This window comes from Pseudonocardia phyllosphaerae, from assembly GCF_046546475.1.
GTDB classification, from domain to species: Bacteria; Actinomycetota; Actinomycetes; order Mycobacteriales; family Pseudonocardiaceae; genus Pseudonocardia; species Pseudonocardia phyllosphaerae.
Map to the genome: position 1 here is coordinate 12,673 of NZ_JBKGXS010000015.1, position 19,814 is coordinate 32,486.

At 66.2% G+C, this 19,814-nt stretch carries 19 protein-coding genes and 1 other annotated feature; of the genes, 6 read left to right on the top strand and 13 right to left on the bottom strand.

Going from position 1 to position 19,814, the window contains the following annotated elements; translation table 11 throughout:
- The first annotated feature begins 11 nt into the window (after positions 1–11).
- Positions 12–1,154 carry an amidohydrolase family protein gene (locus tag ACLE50_RS22030; protein WP_410945529.1) on the top strand — a complete coding sequence of 381 codons (1,143 nt, stop codon included), beginning with the start codon at positions 12–14 and terminating at the stop codon, positions 1,152–1,154.
- A gap of 440 nt (positions 1,155–1,594) precedes the next feature.
- Here ACLE50_RS22030 and ACLE50_RS22035 read toward each other — a convergent pair.
- Positions 1,595–2,841 (bottom strand): IS3 family transposase gene (locus ACLE50_RS22035; protein ID WP_410945530.1). Its coding sequence is split into 2 segments (ribosomal slippage): positions 1,595–2,550 and positions 2,550–2,841, totalling 1,248 coding nucleotides; the frame shifts between segments, so codons are not numbered across the junction.
- Positions 2,432–2,560, bottom strand: a sequence feature (AL1L pseudoknot). Its footprint overlaps the gene before it by 129 nt.
- Before the next feature lie 310 nt (positions 2,842–3,151).
- On the opposite strand from ACLE50_RS22035, the gene istA reads away from it, so the two are divergent.
- The 3 genes from istA to ACLE50_RS22050 all read left to right on the top strand — a co-directional run bounded on the left by istA (position 3,152) and on the right by ACLE50_RS22050 (position 6,416).
- Positions 3,152–4,519, top strand: a complete 1,368-nt coding sequence (gene istA, locus ACLE50_RS22040) for an IS21 family transposase (protein ID WP_410945531.1) — start codon at positions 3,152–3,154, stop codon at positions 4,517–4,519.
- Positions 4,520–4,521: 2 nt separating this feature from the next.
- A complete protein-coding gene (gene istB / locus ACLE50_RS22045; protein ID WP_410945532.1) occupies positions 4,522–5,331 on the top strand; it encodes an IS21-like element helper ATPase IstB in 810 nt (269 codons plus the stop codon).
- A gap of 410 nt (positions 5,332–5,741) precedes the next feature.
- The gene (locus ACLE50_RS22050; RefSeq protein ID WP_410945533.1) at positions 5,742–6,416 is read left to right on the top strand and encodes a class I SAM-dependent methyltransferase; all 675 of its coding nucleotides are present in this window, start codon (positions 5,742–5,744) and stop codon (positions 6,414–6,416) included.
- Between the two features lie 659 nt (positions 6,417–7,075).
- Here ACLE50_RS22050 and ACLE50_RS22055 read toward each other — a convergent pair.
- From ACLE50_RS22055 to ACLE50_RS22070, 4 genes are read right to left on the bottom strand one after another with little or no spacing between them, the layout of a single operon-like run.
- On the bottom strand, positions 7,076–7,702 hold the full coding sequence (locus ACLE50_RS22055; RefSeq protein ID WP_410945534.1) for a hypothetical protein: 627 nt from the start codon (positions 7,700–7,702) through the stop codon (positions 7,076–7,078).
- 1 nt (position 7,703) lies between these two features.
- Positions 7,704–8,903, bottom strand: a complete 1,200-nt coding sequence (locus ACLE50_RS22060; RefSeq protein ID WP_410945535.1) for an ATP-grasp domain-containing protein — start codon at positions 8,901–8,903, stop codon at positions 7,704–7,706.
- Complete coding sequence (locus tag ACLE50_RS22065; protein WP_410945536.1) at positions 8,900–9,514, bottom strand: class I SAM-dependent methyltransferase; 615 nt, start codon at positions 9,512–9,514, stop codon at positions 8,900–8,902. Before ACLE50_RS22065 ends, ACLE50_RS22060 begins: the two co-directional genes overlap by 4 nt.
- Positions 9,511–10,800: an MFS transporter gene (locus ACLE50_RS22070; RefSeq protein ID WP_410945575.1), complete on the bottom strand. Its 1,290-nt coding sequence runs from the start codon at positions 10,798–10,800 to the stop codon at positions 9,511–9,513. The genes ACLE50_RS22065 and ACLE50_RS22070 overlap by 4 nt, the downstream gene beginning before the upstream one ends.
- Positions 10,801–10,853: 53 nt before the next feature.
- Between ACLE50_RS22070 and ACLE50_RS22075 the strand changes: the two genes are divergently transcribed.
- Positions 10,854–11,429, top strand: a complete 576-nt coding sequence (locus ACLE50_RS22075) for a GrpB family protein (protein ID WP_410945537.1) — start codon at positions 10,854–10,856, stop codon at positions 11,427–11,429.
- On the opposite strand, the gene ACLE50_RS22080 is transcribed toward ACLE50_RS22075, so the two are convergent.
- The 7 genes from ACLE50_RS22080 to ACLE50_RS22110 form a co-directional block, all read right to left on the bottom strand.
- The gene (locus ACLE50_RS22080) at positions 11,411–12,067 is read right to left on the bottom strand and encodes a 2OG-Fe(II) oxygenase (protein ID WP_410945538.1); all 657 of its coding nucleotides are present in this window, start codon (positions 12,065–12,067) and stop codon (positions 11,411–11,413) included. The two genes, ACLE50_RS22075 and ACLE50_RS22080, sit on opposite strands and share 19 nt — an antisense overlap.
- The gene (locus tag ACLE50_RS22085) at positions 12,042–13,412 is read right to left on the bottom strand and encodes a hypothetical protein (RefSeq protein WP_410945539.1); all 1,371 of its coding nucleotides are present in this window, start codon (positions 13,410–13,412) and stop codon (positions 12,042–12,044) included. The genes ACLE50_RS22080 and ACLE50_RS22085 overlap by 26 nt, the downstream gene beginning before the upstream one ends.
- On the bottom strand, positions 13,412–13,963 hold the full coding sequence (locus ACLE50_RS22090; protein WP_410945540.1) for an AAA family ATPase: 552 nt from the start codon (positions 13,961–13,963) through the stop codon (positions 13,412–13,414). Before ACLE50_RS22090 ends, ACLE50_RS22085 begins: the two co-directional genes overlap by 1 nt.
- Positions 13,960–15,060 (bottom strand): aminotransferase class I/II-fold pyridoxal phosphate-dependent enzyme, encoded by a 1,101-nt coding sequence (locus tag ACLE50_RS22095; RefSeq protein WP_410945541.1) that lies wholly within the window; start codon positions 15,058–15,060, stop codon positions 13,960–13,962. The genes ACLE50_RS22090 and ACLE50_RS22095 overlap by 4 nt, the downstream gene beginning before the upstream one ends.
- Positions 15,057–15,851, bottom strand: coding sequence for a tyrosine-protein phosphatase (locus ACLE50_RS22100; RefSeq protein ID WP_410945542.1), 795 nt, complete (start codon positions 15,849–15,851; stop codon positions 15,057–15,059). Before ACLE50_RS22100 ends, ACLE50_RS22095 begins: the two co-directional genes overlap by 4 nt.
- Positions 15,796–17,094: a B12-binding domain-containing radical SAM protein gene (locus tag ACLE50_RS22105; protein ID WP_410945543.1), complete on the bottom strand. Its 1,299-nt coding sequence runs from the start codon at positions 17,092–17,094 to the stop codon at positions 15,796–15,798. The genes ACLE50_RS22100 and ACLE50_RS22105 overlap by 56 nt, the downstream gene beginning before the upstream one ends.
- A 94-nt stretch (positions 17,095–17,188) precedes the next feature.
- A complete protein-coding gene (locus ACLE50_RS22110; RefSeq protein ID WP_410945544.1) occupies positions 17,189–17,560 on the bottom strand; it encodes a 2OG-Fe(II) oxygenase family protein in 372 nt (123 codons plus the stop codon).
- A gap of 463 nt (positions 17,561–18,023) precedes the next feature.
- Here ACLE50_RS22110 and ACLE50_RS22115 point away from each other — a divergent pair, with 463 nt between their 5' ends.
- On the top strand, positions 18,024–18,398 hold the full coding sequence (locus tag ACLE50_RS22115; RefSeq protein WP_410945545.1) for a nuclear transport factor 2 family protein: 375 nt from the start codon (positions 18,024–18,026) through the stop codon (positions 18,396–18,398).
- Here ACLE50_RS22115 and ACLE50_RS22120 read toward each other — a convergent pair.
- The gene (locus ACLE50_RS22120; protein WP_410945546.1) at positions 18,340–19,518 is read right to left on the bottom strand and encodes an ISL3 family transposase; all 1,179 of its coding nucleotides are present in this window, start codon (positions 19,516–19,518) and stop codon (positions 18,340–18,342) included. The two genes, ACLE50_RS22115 and ACLE50_RS22120, sit on opposite strands and share 59 nt — an antisense overlap.
- Between the last annotated feature and the right edge of the window lie 296 nt (positions 19,519–19,814).

Here is a 19,814-nt window from a genome sequence, read left to right on the forward strand (position 1 = left end):
GGAGGTCGGGCGTGCGAACGGTGCTGCTGGCGGGAGCGGACGTGCTGGACGTCGGGACGGGCACGGCCCGGCGGGCGGACGTCGTCCTGCGGGGCGACCGGATCAAGGCCGTCGGCCCGGGCCTGAGCGGGGACGACCGCGTCGACTGCTCGGGCGGCCTCATCGTGCCCGGGCTGATCGACTGTCACGCCCACGTCGCGTTCCTGCTGGAGGAGCCGCTCCCCCGGAGCGTCCGGCTGTTCGAGGCCGTCGCCGTCCTCCGCGGGATGCTGGAACGCGGCACGACGACCGTGCGCGACGCCCTGGGCGCGGACGCCGGCTTCCACCACGCGCTGGAAGCGGGCTGGATCAGCGGGCCCGACCTGCTGATCTGCGTCGGTCAGCTGTCGCCGACCGGTGGGCTGGGCGACGACTGGACCCCGGAGCACGGCGAGGTCGACCTGTTCGGCGACCCGTCGATGCCGAACCCGCGGTTCGACGGCGTCGACGGGGCCAGGGCCGCGGTCCGGCGGATGGTCCGCGCCGGTGCGGACTGGATCAAGATCGGCGCCGAGGGCACGCTCGGCGCGCTGCGCAGGGGCCGCGGCGTGTGGCCGACGGACGACGAGCTCTCGGCGCTCGTCGATGAGGCGGCCCGGTGCGGCCGGGACGCCTTCGCCCACGCGCACACGTCCGCCGCCGTCGTCGCGTCCGCCCGGGCCGGCGTGCGCAGCGTCGAGCACGGCGTGTTCCTGGACGGGGAGGCCGCGACCGCCCTGCGGGAGAACGGCTGCTGGTACGTGCCGACGATGGCCGGGGTGCACGCCGAGGGCGACGCGTCCACGGATGAGGCACACCGTCGGTCCGTCCGGCTGGCGCTCGACGCGGGGGTGGACATTGCTGCCGGCTCGGACATGTCGTCCCGGCCGCGCGTCAACCTCCTGGACGAGCTGCCGTTGCTCTCCCGGGCGGGTCTCGGCGACCTGGGTGCGCTGCGGGCGGCGACGAGCGACGCGGCCCGCCTGCTCCGACTGGAGCACGACCGCGGGCGCGTCGCCCCGGGCCTGCGGGCGGATCTCGTCCTGCTCGACGGGCCCGCGTTCTCCACGGCCGATCTCCCCGCCCGAATCCGGCGGGTCTGGAGGAATGGACATGTCGTCACGACCGCTGGCTGACGGTCGCCCCATTTCCGGCAAAACAATCGGCTGGCGACCTCTGCAGGTCTACCCAACGCGACTCGAAGGGAGTTCAGAATTGAGTACTCCGAGCTGGTATCGCCGGTGCGGCGCATTATCGATCTCGGCGAGTGCGCTGACGGCGAGCCGGTTCAATCCATTCGTGCAGCACGACGCCATGCCGACAGTTGTACTTATATATCTCGTTAACGACTCTACGACTACGCGGGTTGCTGTGCGACTAGAGTAGCAGTGCGGATAATTTGCTCTATTCCGGTTGGTCGAGTTTGGTGTTATTTCGAAGCCTGCACCGACGCCAAGGAGTCGGCAAAGTCGCGGTGACTGGGCGCTGAGCTGCGACGACGCGCGGCCGTAGGTATGGGTGCGGGCACGGCTCTGACGGTGCTTGTCAAGTCCCGGGTTTGGTAGAGGCTCGGTTCTCACGCTCCGGCAGGCTGCCGGACCGGTTCCGTGGCGGCATGCAGGGTCTCGTGCTCGACGGGCGGGATCAGACCCAGCTCGCCGTGTAGGCGACGGTGGTTGTACCAGTCGACGTACTCGGCGACGGCCAGCTCGAGGTCGTCGATCCCGCGCCACGGCCCCCGATTGCGAACCAACTCAGCCTTGAACGGCGAGTTGAACGCCTCCGCCATCGCGTTATCGTAGGAATCGCCGACCGAGCCCACGGACGCGACCGCGTCGACCTCGGCGAGACGTTCACCGTAACGGACGGCGACATATTGCACTCCACGATCCGAGTGATGCGTCAGCCCTGACAGGTTCACACCCTCGCGTTCCCGGGTCCAGATTCCCATGTCCAATGCATGCAGCGCTAGGTCGGTGTACAGATTCTTCGACAGCTGCCAGCCCACGACCCGTCGGGAGAACACGTCCATCACAAACGCCGCGTACACCCACCCCGAATACGTTCGGACATAAGTGATGTCGGCGACCCACAGCCGGTTCGGCGCAGTAGCGGTGAAGTCGCGTTCGACCAGGTCCAGGCGCTGGTCCGGTTCTTTTCCACGGACGGTCGTGCGCGGCGCGACGACCCGGGACACCCCGCGTAGCCCGGCGGCGCGCATCAGCCGCTCCACCGTGCACCGGGCCACCCCACGCGCTCCCGGACGGGCCTCGCGTCGCAGCTGCGCCCAGATCTTACGACTGCCGTACACGCCGAAATTCTCCTGATGTACACGCTCGATCTCGGCCAGGTTCTCCGCATCGCGAAGGGACCGCGCCGACGGCTCGCGGGTCTTCGACGCGTGATAGGTGCTCGGGGCAATCTTCAATCCGGCCTCTTTCAGCACCGCGCAGATCGGCTCGACCCCGAATTCAGTCTTGTGCTCCTCGATGTAGTCGAGGATCACCTGTTGGGGCGGTCGAGCTCCGCCGCAAAGAAAGCCGAAGCGGACTTCAGAATGGCGTTGGCCCGGCGCAGTTCTCGGACCTCACGTTCCAGCTCGGCCATCCGGGCTGCGTCGTCGGTGGTCGTGCCCGGCCGGGTACCGTTGTCGATCTCGACCTGCTTGACCCAGCCCCGCAGCGTCTCCGGGTTGATCCCCAACTGCTCACCGATCCGGCGGAACACGTTCGTGCCGGCGTAGGCCGGGTCGACCTTCGCGTCGAGCACGAGCCGGATCGCTCGTTCCCGGAGCTCGTCGGGGTACTTCCTCGGGGCGGCCATCGCTCGATCATCCTCCAGGCTTGATGGCCTCCATCAAACCCGGGACGAGACAGGTTGAGTCTAAGCTCGCCGCCTTGAGGATCTCGTTGGCCCGGCGCAGTTCGGTGTTCTCCTTGCGCAGCCGGCGGAGTTCCTCGGTCTCGGTGATGGCGCTAACTGAATCTCCCCAGTCCTGCTAGATCAACTTCCCCAGGTTGCACGGGTCCCGGCGTGGCGTCGAGACCGAGTCAGGGCTTGCCGCTGAGCTGCTGGTGATGAGTGATCACCGGCGGAGTGGTGGGAGGCCCGGGTGTTGTCCTGGGAGGCTGATGTGGAAGCGCACGCGCTTCGGGAGCAGGGCTGGACGATCTCGGCGATCGCCCGGCATCTGGGCCATGACCGCAAGACCGTCCGCGCGTACTTGTCTGGCGCGCGGGTTCCTGATCGGCGGGTTCGCCGCGAGCCGACCGTGGCGGAGCCGTTCCTGGAGTACTGCCGGCTGCGGCTGGGCGAGGACCCACATCTGTGGGCGTCGACGCTGCACGACGAGCTGGTCGGGCTGGGGTTTGCCGGGTCGTATCCGTCGTTGACCGCGGCGATCCGCACCCACGGCCTGCGGCCGCACTGCGAGCCCTGTCAGGCCTCGCGGGGCCGGGACGCGGCGGTGATCACGCACCCGCCGGGTGAGGAGACCCAGTGGGACTGGGTCGAGCTGCCCGACCCGCCGACGGCGTGGGGTCTTGGCGCGCACGCGCATCTGCTGGTCGGGTCGTTGGCGCACTCGGGGCGGTGGCGGGCGGCGCTGGCCGAGTCCGAGGACTTCCCGCACTTGATCGAGGCTCTGGACCGCGTGACCCGCAAGCTCGGTGGGCTGACCCGCGGCTGGCGCTTCGACCGGATGGCCACGGTCTGTTCACCGTCGTCGGGGACGGTGTCGGCGGCGTTCGCCCAGGCCGCGAAGCACTACGGGGTCCGAGTGGATCTGTGTCCGCCCCGGCACGGCAACCGCAAGGGCGTGGTCGAGAAGGCGAATCACTCGGCGGCGCAGCGGTGGTGGCGCACCGTCGCCGACGACGCGAGCGTCGCCGCGGCCGAACGCAGCCTCGACGAGCTCTGCGTCCGGCTCGACCAGCGGACACGACGTCGCGGTGGGGAGAAGACCACGGTCGCGGCGCTGGCTGCGGCCGAGCGGCTGCGCCCCGTCCCGGCGGCAGCGTTCCCTGCCGAGCTCAGCGTGGTCCGCACCGTCTCGGCTCAGGCGCTGGTGTCGTTGCGCGGCAACCGCTATTCGGTCCCGCCGGGGATGGGCGGCGCCCAGGTCGTGGTCCGGATCCGTCTGGGCTCCGACCAGGTTCGGGTCGTCACTGCGGCTGGAACGACGGTCGCGCTGCACCGGCGCGCCCCTGACGGCGCCGGGGCGGTGATCCGCGACGAGGGCCACGTCCGCGCGCTGGAGACCCGGGTTCTCGCCGCGTTCACCGACGCACCCCGCTGCCGCGGCAAGGTCCGCAGGCCGGTTGGGGAAGCAGCTCTCGCTGAGGCGGATCGGCTGCGTGGTGAGGGGTCTGGCCACCTGGCGGTGGGCACGGCCGAGCGCGTCGTGATCGACTTGTCGACCTACGCGGCGCTGGTCCCAGCGGCCGCACGAGCCACCGTCCATGGCACCGAGCAGAGTGTCAACGGTGGTGGGGACCAGTGACGATGAGTGAGGCCCGCCGCTATCAGAACCTGCGCGCGCACCTGGGCTATCTCAAGCTCAACGACGCCGCCGAAGCGTTGAACACCGTTCTCGACGCCGCGCGATCAGAGCGGTTGTCGTTGACCGCCGCGCTCGAGCGGCTGCTGGAGGTGGAGGTCACTGCGACCGAGTCCCGCCGTCTCGCCTCGCGGTTGCGTTTTGCCTGTCTTCCCGCGCCATGGGCGCTTACCGACTTCGACTTCGCTGCTCAACCCGGTGTCGACGAGAAGCTGGTCCGTGATCTGGCCACGCTGAGGTTTCTCGACGACGCGGCGAACGTGCTGTTCGTCGGGCCACCCGGGGTCGGGAAGACCATGTTGGCCGTCGCGTTGGCCCGCGGGGCAGCCGAGGCCGGCGCGCGGGTCTACTTCACCACCGCTGCCGACCTCGCCGCGAAGTGTCACAAGGCGGCGCTGGAGGGGCGGTGGAACACCTGCATGCGGTTCTTCGCTGGGCCTCGGCTGTTGGTCATCGATGAACTGGGCTATCTGCCACTGCCCGGCGATGGGGCCTCGGCGCTGTTCCAGGTGATCAACCAGCGCTACCTCAAGTCGTCCACGATCTTGACGACCAACGTCGGGATCGCTGACTGGGCGAACGCCTTCGGTGATGCCACCGTTGCCGCCGCGATGCTCGACCGGCTCCTGCATCGCGCCACCGTCGTCGGCATCGACGGCCCCTCCTATCGCCTACGAGCCCATCAACAGACCGCGGACACCCTCCGAGCGGCGGTCAACGCCGCTGGGTTGCGGGGAGGCAGCAATGCCAGCTGATCCCCGCATGGCCTGGCACGGCGAACGACGGTGTCCGATCTGCTGGACCACCTTCATGGCCTCCCAGCCGAAACACACCTTCTGCTCACCGCGGTGCCGCAAGACCTCCCACGCCCGTCGTCACGCGACACCCGCCGCACCCACATCGACAACAGCGCCGACGACGGCATCGATCGACCCGGCGCCGGTGACAGTGCGGGCTTGTCCGCACTGCGGTGAGCCAGTCACCGTCGTCGCTCTGCTCACCACCCCAGAAGCAGCTCGACCGCTGATGCCCGGGCCACAGGTCATCCCGTTACGGCGGGCCTGACCACAGCAGCTGAGGCGCTTCCTGGCAGGTGGCCGGCGTGACTCAGGGCAGGCATCGTCCATCAGGCTGTCCGGGCAGTGTCGAGCGAAAGGGGTCGGTAATGGATGTCGATGCAGGTGGTGGCGATCAGCAGGTGCTGGCCGAGCAGGTCGCCTACTACCGAGCGGTCGCCGCCGAGTATCTCGACGGGCGAATCGATGAACCCGGCGGCGACGAACTCGACCTCGCGGTCGAAAGGTTCTGCCCTGCAGGCGATGTCCTGGAGCTGGCATCCGGGCCAGGCACCTGGACACCGCAACTACTCCGTCGCGCCGACACCGTCACCGCCGTCGACGCCTCACCCGAGATGCAGGCCCTGGCCAAGCAACGAGTCGCGGCCGATCTCGGACGAGTGCGGTTCGTCCTAGCCGACCTGTTCACTTGGGAACCCGACCGACGCTACGACGCCGTCTTCATGGGCTTCTGGCTCTCCCACGTGCCCTGGGAACGCTTCGCAGAGTTCTGGGCGCTCGTCGACCGCAGCCTACGGCCAGGAGGCCAGGTGTTGTTCGTCGACGACGCCCACCGCACCGAACAGGAACTCGTCAACGGCGAGGCATCCACCACCATCGAGCGTCGACTCCGCGACGGCACCGCGCACCGCGCGGTGAAGGTCCCTCACACCCCTCACCGTCTCGAACACGAACTCGCCCGCTTGGGATGGAACATCCGAGTCCACCAGACCAGCGGACCCTTCTACTGGGGCATCGGGGGCCGCACCACCAACTGGCGCTAGCCACCCCCGCGCAGCCCCAGCTAAGCTCTGCCAATCTGAGGAAGATGATCTAGCAGCTCCGAGGAACTTCGACTAGCGCCATCATCGGTGGTAGCCGGGCGGTCGTGGCGTTCGCCGTGGCCGGCCTGGTCCTGGCGGATCCAGTTCCGCAGCGCTTCGTGGCGCACGCCCAGCTACTCGGCCAGCCGCCGGATCACCGGCTTGGGGTCGGACTCCCGGTAGAGACGGACCACGCGCTCACGCAGCTCGTCGGGGTACTTCTTCGGTGCTGCCACCGAGACTCCCTTCACGGCCCTTCGGCCATGATCGTCGATCTCCGAGCAAGCGGGGGAACCTCACCCGTCTACCAGGAGCTTCACCCATCTCAGCGGCGCCACGCCGCACGCCTACCGACAGGCTCTCCACCAGGTTGGAAAACGTTTCAAGAGTTTGACGAGCCGGAGGCGCCCCGCCTCGTCGAGGTCGTAGGCATCGACAAGCAGCTGCAGTCGGCACGCCTGCTCGACCACAGGAATCGTGACTGACCCGAAAAGCGGGACGAATCCGGTCACGATCCAGGCTAGATCCCATTCCATTGTTCTTGACCCGGCACCGTCCCAGCCGACCAGCTCCCGCCTGTGCAGCGAGGAAGTCGACGTTAGGCAGCCAGCATCCGTGGGCTACCGGAAGAAGGCTAGCGTGATCCACTGACGCAGGAGCCCCCGGTTCGGGTCAACTGGCGCCATCCTGTGCCACGACGATGGTGTTGGGGTATAGAGGATCGCGCTCCCACCTATAGGAAGCAGCCGTGTGTGGGGTCCAGGAGTTTGGTCCGAGCCTGCGTACAGCTCTGAGCAGCCGTCGCCGTCTTCCGGCCAATTAGGGTTCAAGTGGAGCGAAAATTGCAGGCGCTTATCAAGTTTACCGGTGCTAAGGCCTTGGAAATCACCGTCTTGGTGCCGAAAAATCGAGCTGTTCCTCCGCAGGCCGATCGTGTTGACTCCGGTCACAGCTCCCAGCCACCTTGTGACTTCCTCGGACAGCAGCTCGGTCACCAACTGTCGCCACGGTTCTGCGAACGTCGCAAGATCCGGCTTCAGACCGGTCGCCTCGTCTAACAGAGGGAGAACCGACAAGCTGTAGCGTCGCCGGACGTCGCCGGCAGAGCGGTCCAGGTGCTCGAACCTCTCCGCTGCCGGTGCGGAGGAATCGAGTGCCTCTAGATCGCCTTGGTCTACCAGACCCGTTCCACGAAAGTACGGGAACGGAAAGCGATACTCTGCGATATTCGCGGTCAGGTTGATCATGCTAGTTCCACTCCTCGTCGGTCCCGTCCAGCCACCGAGCCCCCTCTTCCCACCATCGGACGACCGCCTCAGCACCAGCCTCAGTTCTCGATGGATTCACGCGGAACACCGCTTTGGCAACATGATCTAGCGGGGCGGTCGCCTTGGTGTAGGTGCGACCGAGCTCGGCGCGCAGGTCGAGCCACACCTCGCCGGGCAGCGCATCTTGCGGCAGCGCGGCGAGAACACCGTTGCGGCGCGGGAAGAACGCCCAGCCGAACAGCCCGGTGGGCCCTCCGCTCGGTGGGACGAACGTCGAGTCTACGGCCTGCCCGAGGATTGCCTCGCGATGCAGGCTGTACCCGTAGGCGCGCCACTGAACGTCCGCCAGCGTCGGGTTTGCGGGGCGCGACGCGATCTCGCACAGCACTGGTTCGCTGTCGTCGAGGAAGAACTCCGCGTGAAACGCCATCGCCGCCGATGTTGCGGGCAGCGCGCGCACTACACGGGCGGTCTGTGTGCGCAGGGCGAGCACGCGGGCATCACTTACCGGGTCGAGCATCGCGCTTACACACGGCCGGAGGCGCTCTATCGACTCCAGGTTCGGCATTGCATAACGGGACGGCGACGAGTGCAGCACATCCCCGTCGCGCATCAGGCCGTCGACATGGAACGTCGGCATGTTCAGCCAAGCCTCCACAATGTGGTCGAGCGTTCTCGGCAGTCGGCACAGGTCAGTTTCGTTGTCGAGGGTCACGATTCCCTGGCAGGCGGCTGAGGCGCGCGGCTTGACGACCACGGGCCAACCGTGGACATTGGCGAATTCCGCAACGTCGGCCAGGGTGCGGACGGCTGCCATCGGTGGAACGGGCACTCCCGCCGTGGCCGCAACGGACTTCATCACGTATTTGTCCCGATACGCCAAGGCGGAGGAGATCGGCTGCCCCGGCAGCCCAAGAAGTTCCCGCGCCGCCGCAGCCCGCAAGATGTCACGCTCGGAGATCGCGATGATTCGATCGACGACGCGCTCAACGCATAGCGGCACGATCCAATCGCCCCGGTCGTACTCCGGTACCGGGACGACCCTCATCGACCGGTTGCGTGACGCCTCCGTGACGTCGACGCTAGGGCCGCACGCGACCACGAACTCCTCCTCTGCCCCCGCAATCCACTGATAGACCTCCGCCAGGGGGTACTTTCCGTTCAGCAGCAGCGCGGTCATCCAGCCCCTCCCTCGTAGTCGTATACGTCGCAGTGCCGGGATCGGTGTACGAGCTGGAAACCCAGCTCATGGACCGTCGCGGCCTCCGTGGGGTTGGCGTATATCAGGCGAACCGGGCGGCCTTCGGCACGCGCGTGGTCACGCACCCGCCGTACCACTTCCTCGAGCACAGCGCCCCGGAAGGGGTTAAACAGGAACGCCACCCGAAGGCTGGGCGGGAGTTCCGCGCTTCGTGCGTCACCGCACACAACCTCGACGCGCCGTAGCCGGCGGGTCCCTCGTCCCCGCGTGGTGTTATGGCGGGCGACATCGGCCAGTGCGGGGTCCTTCTCGACTCCCACGATTCGGCCGAACGGGTACCACGACGCGAGGTACAACGCGCGCCCCTTGCCACAGCCCAGGTCGACGAACGCGTCATCCGCCCTGATTGGCAGATCGCGCAGGGCGAGCGGAACGGTCAACCAATAGGACGCCTGATAACCCTGCATCCGCCCGTCGTCAAATCGGGGCGAAACCGCGGCCGTCGAGTCCAGCCGCAGTACTGCGTCCGCGGCACGGCTTACTGCCGGACGCAGTCGCTTCCCAAGCGTGCGCAGGCGGTCGCTACTCATCGGACGGCCTTCCCGGCGTCCCGCGGTGTGTCGGGCAGACGCCACACATCGCGAGATGCCAGAGTGAAGATCGAAAACGAGGCGGCGAGCGCGCCGAACACGACCAAGACTTGCGAGACGCCGAATGTGCTGGCCAGCGGCCCTGCGACCGCTAGACCGACAGGTTTAAGCAGGTAGGATCCCAATGCGTCGTAGCTGCTGATCCGGGAGAGCAGCGCAGTCGGAATGTGCACCTGCAACGATGTCGACCAGAACACGGTGAAAAAGTCGGTGGATACACCGCTGACGAACGTCGATACCGCGATGGCCCATAGCGGGGCACCGACGGCGATCAGGAAGAACTGCGGCACAAATCCGAGCGTTGCCAGGACCCCGATCCGTAGTGGCCGGCGTGGGTGCACCCGCAGGAGGGCGAACGTGCCCAAGAACACGCCGGCCGACTGCGCGCCCAGGACGACTGACCAGGCCGCGGGACCACCCAGGCGCTCGTCGGCTACTACAGGCCCGAGTACCTGAATCCCGCTGGCCGTGCAGGCATTCACCACCGCAAATTGGACCACCACCCGCCACACCCACGGGCGGCCGGCAAACTCGTGCCACCCCTCGCGCAGATCGGCCAGCAGCCCTGAACGTCCGGGCGCCAAGCCGCCCCCGATGGGTACGCGCCACAGCAGTGCGGCTGAGACCAGGAATGTGACCGAGTCGGCTACGAGCCCCCAGCCCGGACCGGCACCGGCGACCACAACCCCGGACAGCGAAGCGCCGGCAACAGCAGCGGCGCTGGTCCCTAACCGCATCAGCATGTTGGCTGGCCGCACGAGGTCGGGCGGAACCAGCTGTGGCAGCAAGCCCGACGATGCAGGCAGCACAACCGCCGCAGCAGCTCCATTGACGGCGGCGATGCCGGAGAGGGCGCTGACCGAGGCTGAGCCGGTCAACAGGAGGATCGCTGCGACGAGCTGGGATGCACCCGCGATGACGTCGGCTCCGATCATCAGTCGAGCCCGGTCGCATCGATCCGCGATTACCCCGCCGAACAGCACCACTACGATCTGCGTTACTGTTCTGGACAGTAGGACGAGGCCGAGGTCCGTGGCATTGCCAGAGGGCAGCCCGAGGACGCCAAAGGCCAATGCCACTGGCGCCGCACTATCTCCAAACAGCGATACCGTCCGCGACAGCGCCAATGACCGGAACGAGCGAAGCCGCCACGTCCGTCGCATGTCGTCACTCGGCGTCCCGAGTGTCGGCGAGCCAGTTAGGGGACCGTCGCCACTGGGCGTCATCGGTCGGCCCGGTGTTGTCTGGCCGCGCGGAGCGTCGTGCCACACTGCCGACCATGATAGATCGAGTCGAGATCATCGGTGGCCCCGAACAGGCCCAGATCGTCGTGGTCGATTATGACCCCGCCTGGCTGCAGCGGTTCGCTGTAGAACGACTGCGGATCGTGGATGCTCTGGGCCACGCTGCGCGACGGGTCGATCACGTCGGTTCGACGTCGGTGCCTGGCCTCGCCGCGAAGCCGGTGGTCGACATTGACGTGAGCGTCGACGATGTCAACCTTGAGTCGTCGTATCTGCCCGCGTTGGTGGACGCCGGATACGTCCTCCGTGTCCGGGAACCGGGCCACCGGCAGTTGCGCACGCCGGGGCGAGACGTCAACGTGCACGTTTGCACTATCGGCAGTGACTGGGAAAGGGATCATCTGCTATTCCGCGACTGGCTGCGGCGCGACGCCGCCGACCGGGAGACCTACGGACGTTTCAAGAAGGATCTGGCAACTCGCGATTGGGAGAGTGTCGGTGCCTACTCTGCCGCTAAGTCGGACCTGATCGCCGAGATACTGGGTCGGGCCCGAGACTGGGCTCACAGCGTCCACTGGGCCGTGCCGGCGGATCATGCCGACGGGCGGTAGGCCGACCCCATCAGCTCGGTCGTCAGCCAGTACTCGATCTGGACGGTTAACCTGTCGACAGCGGCGGGGTGGCTTATCTCGGATACAGCGTGCCAGGACTTGTCCGTGGGCCGGAACGCGAGAAGCTGCCCGCCAACAGGCGCGATCACATCGACTGGCGACCGCCCCACGTCGCCGCTGGCGAACATCTGGAACTGGCCACCGGCCTCTTCGGGCCACTCCGGGTTCAGGTAGAGGATCGCGGTGATCGCTTTGGTCGGTTTATCCTTGTGTACCGAGAGGAAGTCTCCGTTGCGGTGCACGTAGATACCGATGCTGCGGGACAGTCCCGCCAGATTGATCCCAGTGCCAGACTCCAGCCACGACGTGAATCTTGGGGCGCGGAGGTCGTCCAACAACGCCCGCCAGCTGGCCGGCAGCTGCCGTGCTGCCCTGGTCTCGGCTTCGTCCTCGACTAGGCTGATCAGGTTCATGCGGTACTGCTTTTCGTGTTCAGGGTCCTCGACTGCGATGCGTTCAAGCTCAGTCGTAGGCGCGTCCTCGTGTAGCTTCCGCAGCTGGTCATCGCTGAGCAAGTCCCGGCCGAGAAAGAGCTGGAACGGCGTCTCACGCTCAACGAGATTGGGTTGGCTTAGCATCGGTTCCTTCCAAGTTCGACGGCGCAGGCAGGGTCACGGCGCCGCAAGCGGTCAACTTGTCGAACAGGTGGTCGTACCCCCGCTCGAGATGGTGGGTGCCGTGCACAGTTACGGGGCCGCCGCTCGACGCGAGAGCCGCTGTGACCAGCGCCGCGGCACAGCGGAGATCCGTGGCGTGCACGTCCACACCGACACGGTCCGCCCGTAGGCTGCTCGCACCGATTGTGATGCCGGTGCTGTCCTGCCGAACGCGGCCACCGAGCTGGGTCAGGCCGGGAACGTAGGAGTAGCGACGGGTCCAGACGGTGTCCACGATCCTGCTATCGCCTGCGCAACGGGTTGCCAACACAGCGAACAGGGGCTGGGAGTCGCTGTACACAGAGTTCGGAAGTGTGGTGATGTCTGGTAGCTCGCTGAGGGTCTTCGTCGCTGTCGCCGCCATGACGTGGTTGTCGCCGCCGGTGACTTCGACCCCGACCGCCTTCCACAACCGCAGCTCTGGTCCGAGCCCGTCCTCTACATCTCGCGCGGAGACACCGCTCAGCGACACAGTGCCGGCGGTGACCGCCGCAACTGTCACCCAGGTGACCACCTCGAGCAGGTCCGGTGGCAGCCTGTATTCGGAAAGCGTCGACCGCTCTGTCCGTCCGTGAACGGACAGAGTCGTCCCGTCGTATCGCACCCCAACCCCGTCCGCCCTCAGCAGCTCGAGGAGGCTCAGGACCTCAGCCTTGAGGTAGGGGTACCGCAGCAGAGTAGTGCCCTCGGCGAGCGCCGCTGCCAGGATCGCCGCCTTGCTGGCTCCGGAGTATTCAGGACCAGTAAGGGTGGCTCGATCTACGGTGTAGTCCCGCAGGTCGATGGTTGTGCCGACGAGATGGTCAGTCCTCAGTTCGTAGTCGGCCCCAGACTTAACAAGACGGGCCCCGAAGCGGCCCAGCACGTCGACGACGTGTCGCCACGGCCGCTCTCCGGTGTGGCCCGGCCCGATGCGGCACCCCCCGAACGTGCTGTCGAAGCGAACGCATCCGGTCCGGGCCAGCAGGGCCGGCAGCAGGTAAAGGCTGCCGTGAATCTCTGCGGCCGCGGCCGGAAGAGTTCCCCGAAGCTCAGCAGTGGCGTCGAGGCGTAGGTCGTGGCCGCGGACCTCGACGTCCACGCCGAGATCGCGAACCAGCGGCCCGTAGACCGCCGTCTCAAGGATGTCCGGAACATTGCCAAGAGTCGCCCGCCCGCGAGCGCCGATCAGGTACGCCAGCGCGAGCACCATCACGTGCTTGAAACCGGAGACCCCGACTTCGCCACCAACCGGGGCTCCGCCGCGGATAGTCCTTGCGGTCGACATCAGCGAAGCTCCGCGGGCCAGGTCCGGGCAGGGGCGAGCTGGCAGAACAGGGTGCGCCGGTCCCCGGCGCCGTGGACGACGACTACGGGGACGCCTCGGGAGCGGGCCAACCCACGAATGGCGGGTAGATCGTCGGAGCGGTAACGCCAGGCAATGCGGGCGACCCTATGCATCCCGCGGTGGGCCGAGAACCGGCTCCTGTCGCGGAGACGGGCCGGTAGTAGCGATGTGTTACCGGCGTAGATCCGCAGCGTGCGCACGGCCAGCCGGTACAGGCAGGTCCATGCCCCCGGGTCGACGACGACGACGAGGGCGGCGCGCGCGATGCGGATATCTGCCGTTGCACCGAAGTTCCCGGAGATGATCCATCGGCCGCCCGCCACTACGCGGCGTTGCGTCTCGATCCACTTCGCGGAGGACGGTCGTTCCCACCCTGGCATCCAGTAGAGGTCGTCAAGGTCTACAACGGGCAATCCGGTGTGACCGCCCAGACGGCTGGCGAGAGTCGTCTTTCCCGATCCGGGAGGCCCGAGGACCACGATCCTGGTCATCTCTCGATCGCCTCGCTGGGCGGGACCGACGACAGCAACGGTTCGAGATCCTGTAGGAAGCGCTCCCACACGGGGCCGCACGCGACCGTGAACCGCATGTGGTGCCGCAGACCGGGTGTCTCCGCCATGTCGCGCACGCGGTAGCCGAGGTCGCTGAGCCGTCGAGTCACTCGGCCCGAGGTTGCGGCATCGGCGAGCGGCACGTGCAGGAAGTTGCCACCGGATGGGGCGACGGCATGCCCGGCCTCGGACAGTAGCGTTCGAGCCTGTTCGCGACAGTCCCCGATGTCCGCCCACACCGCTCGGAAGTCGTCGTGTACGGCTGTAGTGGCTGTCAATGCGCTTAACATGAGGGTGTTGACGTGATCCTCCTGGCGAAACGCCCGCAGATACTGGACGACCTTGCTTCCGCCGACTCCAACGGCCAGCCTGCCCCCGGCGAGGCCAAACATCTTCGACCAGCTCAAGAGGACGACGATTGAGTCGTCGGCGAGCCGCGCCAACCACTCGTGGTCCCCGCAGAAGGCCGCATAGCACCCGTCGAGAACTAGGAGGTGCCCGCGGCGCTGGCAGGTGTCGGCCAATGCGGCGAGCTCACGCCGGTCGGGTAAGTGCCCATCCGGGCCGTTCGGCCAGGAGACCGCCACCAGGGCACGGTCGCAGCCGTCCGCTGCCGACTGAATCGCAGGCAACCAACGGCCGTCGGCCGGTTTGCCGATGCGCCTGACGTCCCATCCGCCAGCAATGGCGGCGGTAGCCTCCCACGCCTCGTAGTTAGGGTACTGAGTAAGGAGCTGTCCGCCAACGTGGTCGCGGACTGCTGCCACTATCAGCCGGATCATCGAGTCTGATCCCGGACCGAGCAGGATCTCGTCCGGACGCCTGCCAAGTAGCTCTGCGGCAGATTCCGCGGGGGCGTCCTGCACCGGGTAATGGGTTAAGTCGGCTGGCTCGAACCCGGATGTCATCCGCTTGACAAGATGCGGCACCGCAGGATGGATCAGCTCGTTTGAACTCAGATTTACGCGCCTGTCGGATCCGCGTCGAGGACGCACGGGGTGAACGGGCCAGGTCGTCCCGATACTTGCGGCCGTCACCGGATCACCATCGACGAGCTCACGCGGCGCAGCGCCCGGAAGCGCGTCGCGGGGTCCACCGCGGGTGTTTCGGACAAGAGGCGAGCCGCTGCCTGTTCACCGATCTGTCGCGGCAGCATCACGCGCTGGCGTACCGCGACCGGATCCTCCGAGCGAAGGCAGGCATAGCGGTTGACCCACTCCGGGTGGTCAGCGAACCACTGCGCGGTGCGGTCAAACTCGTCGATGATCTGTTCGTGCGGGACACCGAGCAAGTGCTGCAGCGCCATCACCACGACTCCAGTTCGGTCCTTGCCGAGTTGGCAGGTGATGGCCACTGGGAGGTCGGTAGTGGCGAGCAAGGAGACCGCATAGGCGGCAATGTGCTGGGCAGGGAGCAACATGGTCGCGTACTCCCGCCGGAAATAGTCAAGGTCGCGGTCACGTGCCAGGGGGCGGGGGGTCGCCGGGTCCTTCAGCGTGAACCGGTGCACGGTTAGGCCGCGAAGGCCGCAAGTGTGGCTGGCGCCGCTCTCGATCTCGTCCAAGTCGCGGAGATCGATTAGGTGAATTCCACCCGCGGCGGATGCCCACTTCCGTACGGCCGGTGCGATAGCTACTGTGAGGGATGCACAGCGAAGAAGTGTCTTCGATCGGATGACCCCCAGGTCTCCCAGCGACGTGCCGCCCAGCCCCCTGGCGTTTACACCTGGGGCCAACTCGCAGGGCGAATACCTGCGCTGTCTTCTCGATCGCTTAGTGTGAATGGGCACGTGGTACCTGCGTGGTTGCTGGGGTGACGTACTGATCACCGCCGAAAATCAGGGCAAGGAAGTCGGTGGGACTGAATCCGTTCGCGCGGACCTCGTCGACGTCGACGAAAGTCTGACGGTTGAAGCTACTCAGTTCGCGCTCGCTCATATCGGCGTGCATATGGTGGTATGGTGTGTAGAGCGTCGGTCTGGCCCGTGCCGAATACGCTCGCACCGTGTCCATCGTGCGCAGGGCACCATCTGGGCTCGTACCAGGGAGCCCGACGATTACGAAACAGTTCAACTCGATACCGACGTCATTACACCACGCGACCACCTCGACGAACCGCGACTCGGCCGACTGCTTGACGCGTGGCAAGGCCTCAGCACCGGACTCCTCGAACGTCTCAACGCCGACCGAAATTCGGATGCAGCCAGCAGATGCCATGTCCTGCACCATGGACTTGTTGAGATGATGGAGCGTTGTGGTGCACTTCCAGGGGTAGCGTCGCGGCTCGGCCCTGATCGCCAAGCAGAAGTCGCGCACCCACTTTCGGTCAAGTGTGAAAGTGGGAGCATAGAACGCAACGTACTCGAAGGGGAAATTCTCGAACGACGTCCTAATGTAGTCGAGAGTACGGTCGACTGCGAGTCGCCGTTCGCGTAACCCCTGCATCGGGGGTACGTCGCAGAACTCGCAGCCCACGGGGCACCCCCGCGCGGCGGGTACTACCAGTTCGCGACGTTCGGGTATTCCGCAGAATCGGTTACGGTCGTCGCGATAAAGCGCTTCGTATGCGTCGTACGGAATTTCGATGGGGTTGGGAAGCGCCCACTCTTCCGGCGGCAACCATGTTCCCGGGCCGCTGGGGGCCTGCCAACCGTCTCCAGTGTTCAGGAGTACACCAGGTAGACCATCGGTTTTTGGTCGGGCAAGCTCGAACCATTCCAGAGCTGTAGCGACTCCCGCCTCGTAGTCACCGCGTGTCACGACAGCGTCCAATTCCCAGCGGCGGAAGAAATCTGGATTCTGTTGGCTCAGTCGGCCGGCAGTGACGAGCACCGCCTTCGGGTTCAGCATCCGGCAGTAGTCGACGGCTCGGCGCACGCCTTCGACGACGTCGTACTCGTTGACGATGACTACGGCGTCGTGCTGGCCCTGAAAGATGAGGTCGGCAAACTCCTTCCACGTCAGATTCAGCGCGCCCCCGTCAACTGCGATGACGTCGTGTCCGTTGTTGCGCAAGTGTTCCGCAATGACAAACGTCGGAAGATGGTGCCCAGCATTGAAGTAACTTGGCACATGTGGAGGCCAGATGACCAATACCCGCATTGTTCGACCCTCCTTGAGCTTGAGGTATTCGTGCGCGAACCCATCCGCGCGGCTCTACCCGCGATCAGCGCAGACCGTGGACCAGAAGTGACGAGCGTTCCCGCACCGGAGCGTCACCCCGTACGGCCGTCACTTGGTGCCATGACTCCGGCGACCGGGCGAGGAGGACGGATGCTCCGAGGTTTGGAATTACAGTCGCAACAGCGGAGTCCGGGTCGGACGATCGGAGGATCTGCAGACAGCCGCCCCATTCCACCTGCCACGTCGGATTGAAGTAGAGAATATGGCTAAAGAGCTTGTCCGCGCGATCGGTATGCGGACTGATCCAGTCACCCACTTTATGCCGCACAAGACGAATTTCGAGCGCCTCCGCGATCGGCTGCTGCAGGTAGTCGGCGATCGCTTTCCGATACTCGCTTCCCATAAGGTCCGACACGAGTTCAGTCCAGGGATCTGGGAGAGGGGTAACTGGATCCACTGACCTGGTCAGATTCCGGTACGTTTTTCCCGTAGTTCGATCACTCGCGTCAGTTCGCGTGAAGTTGTTCTGCGGGAAGCTGGAGTAGAGTTCCCGCGCGGCGCAATCGTCGAATAATTGGCCGGGTTCTGTGCTCGACCACCGATACGGCGACTCTAGAGGGCCTTCGGACATCCACGAAAGATGTATCACGGCAACACTCTCCCCAGGAATGATTTGCGCCGCCGAACAGTGATCTACCCTACGTATCGGACCCTTTCTGGTCGATTACCCTAAGTCAGAAGCTGATCACGGACAAGGGTTGAGTGATATATATCACACTGTCTTGCTATTCGACGTTGCCCCGCGTAACAGTAGCTGTGGAACGGTGCCTGCCAATGTTCGTATTGATCTCTCCGAGTCTGCGTATGACAGGAGCGCCATGGCTCTAGACGCGACACTTCCTCGCACCTCTGACGTCATTCGGCAGTACTATCGGCTTGTCGACGCAGGCAAAGTCGACGAGCTACTAGACCTCTTCGAGGTGAATGCGGCATACGACCGACCCGGTTACGCGCCGATGCGTGGGAGGGACGAGCTTGATCGGTTCTATCGAGCCGAGCGGGCAATTGATCGTGGCGAGCATACGTTGACGGACGTAGTCGAGGATGCGCGTCAGGTCGCCGTGGCTGGCAGGTTCGTCGGCGTTTTGAAGGACGGCCAGACCGTAACCGTTGGGTTCGCGGACCTCTTTACATTCAGCCCGGCTCACCGCGTGACCCGGCGCGCGACCTTCTTCGCGACACCCGCGGTCTGAGGCAACCGCGGGTCGGCCTCGCAGGGCCGGCCTTGGCGGTCACGGCGAGGCCTCCAGAGGAGGAGCGTTCACGCGCCGACCCGGTCACGTCGACGGAGTGGTGACGGCGGGGAAGCGACGTTGCCGAACCTGCGAGTCGGCAGCCGATCCAACCTGAGCTTATGACTGATCCGTCTGCCGGCAGAGGAACACCACAGCTTCGGATTACCGCATGTGTGCCAGTGAGCAGACCCAGGCGGGTGCGCAGCGTGCGCCGCACCCGGTAGAGCGGATCACCGGAGCGGCCGCGGTGGCCGCAGGTGTCCTGCTGGACGCGTTGGCGACACAGGTCGAGCTTGTGCCCGGCCAGGGCGACGACGTGGAACGGGTCCATCACCGTGACCGCGTCCGGGACCGCGGCGGTGGCGGCGTTCTTGTAGCCGCCGAACCCGTCCATCGCCACGACCTCGACCCGGGCACGGAACCCCTGGTCACGGGCCTCGAGCCACGTCTTGAGCGCTTCTGCTGAGCGGCCCGGGACCAGGTCGAGCAGCCGTGCCCGGCCCTGGCCGGCCACCACCGCGGTCAGGTCGGTGATCACGGTGACGAACCCATCGCCCTCGGCGCCGAACACATGCGCCCAGCGATGCTCGTCGACCCCGATCACCCGCACCCCGTCCAGACGGACGGGCCCGGCGCACAGCAGGAGCTGCTCGGTCGCAGCGACCGCCACGGCGTTCACGGTGTCCCAGGAGCGTCCCAGCTCGCGGGCGACCGCGGCGACGGTGGCCTTGTCGATCGCCAAGCGCCGCACCACGTACCCGGCGCAGCGCCGCGTGGTCGAGGCCCCAGGACGAGCCAACCGGCTGCTGTCGTGGACGAAGATCCCCCGCGCGCAGCCGTCATACACGCACCGGTAGCGCGGCACCCGAACCCGCAGCAACAGCGGATACCCGGCCACCGGGACGTCGCTGACGCGACGCTCGACCCGGTCGCGGTAGACCCCGACCACCCCGCAGCCGGGGCAGCGGCCCGGCCCGTCGACGAGCAGATCGGCGAACACCACCGTCATGTCCCCGTCCAGCGCGGCATCGGTGATCGCCACTCCGAGCTCGACGGTGCGGATGATCGTGTCGGCCACGATCTGGGCAGGCGAGCACGTAAGCTGCGACATCGGGTCCCCGGGATGTTGACGATCTTGGCCTAGGAACCTTCATCATCAACTTCTCGGGGCCCACCTCACCGCAGCGACACGACCCCACCCCCGCGGCCGGTCATGCCCTCACCTGCACTCCATTTCCGGAAGAGCCGGTCAAGGGGGTGCCGTGAACCGTTCAACCGGTTCGTCGATCTTCGAAGTATCGGTGCCGGTCGCTCGGTGGTCGGGTATCCGTGCGCAGTCCCGGAAACGCGCCTGCGAGAGTGCGGCCGGAGCCG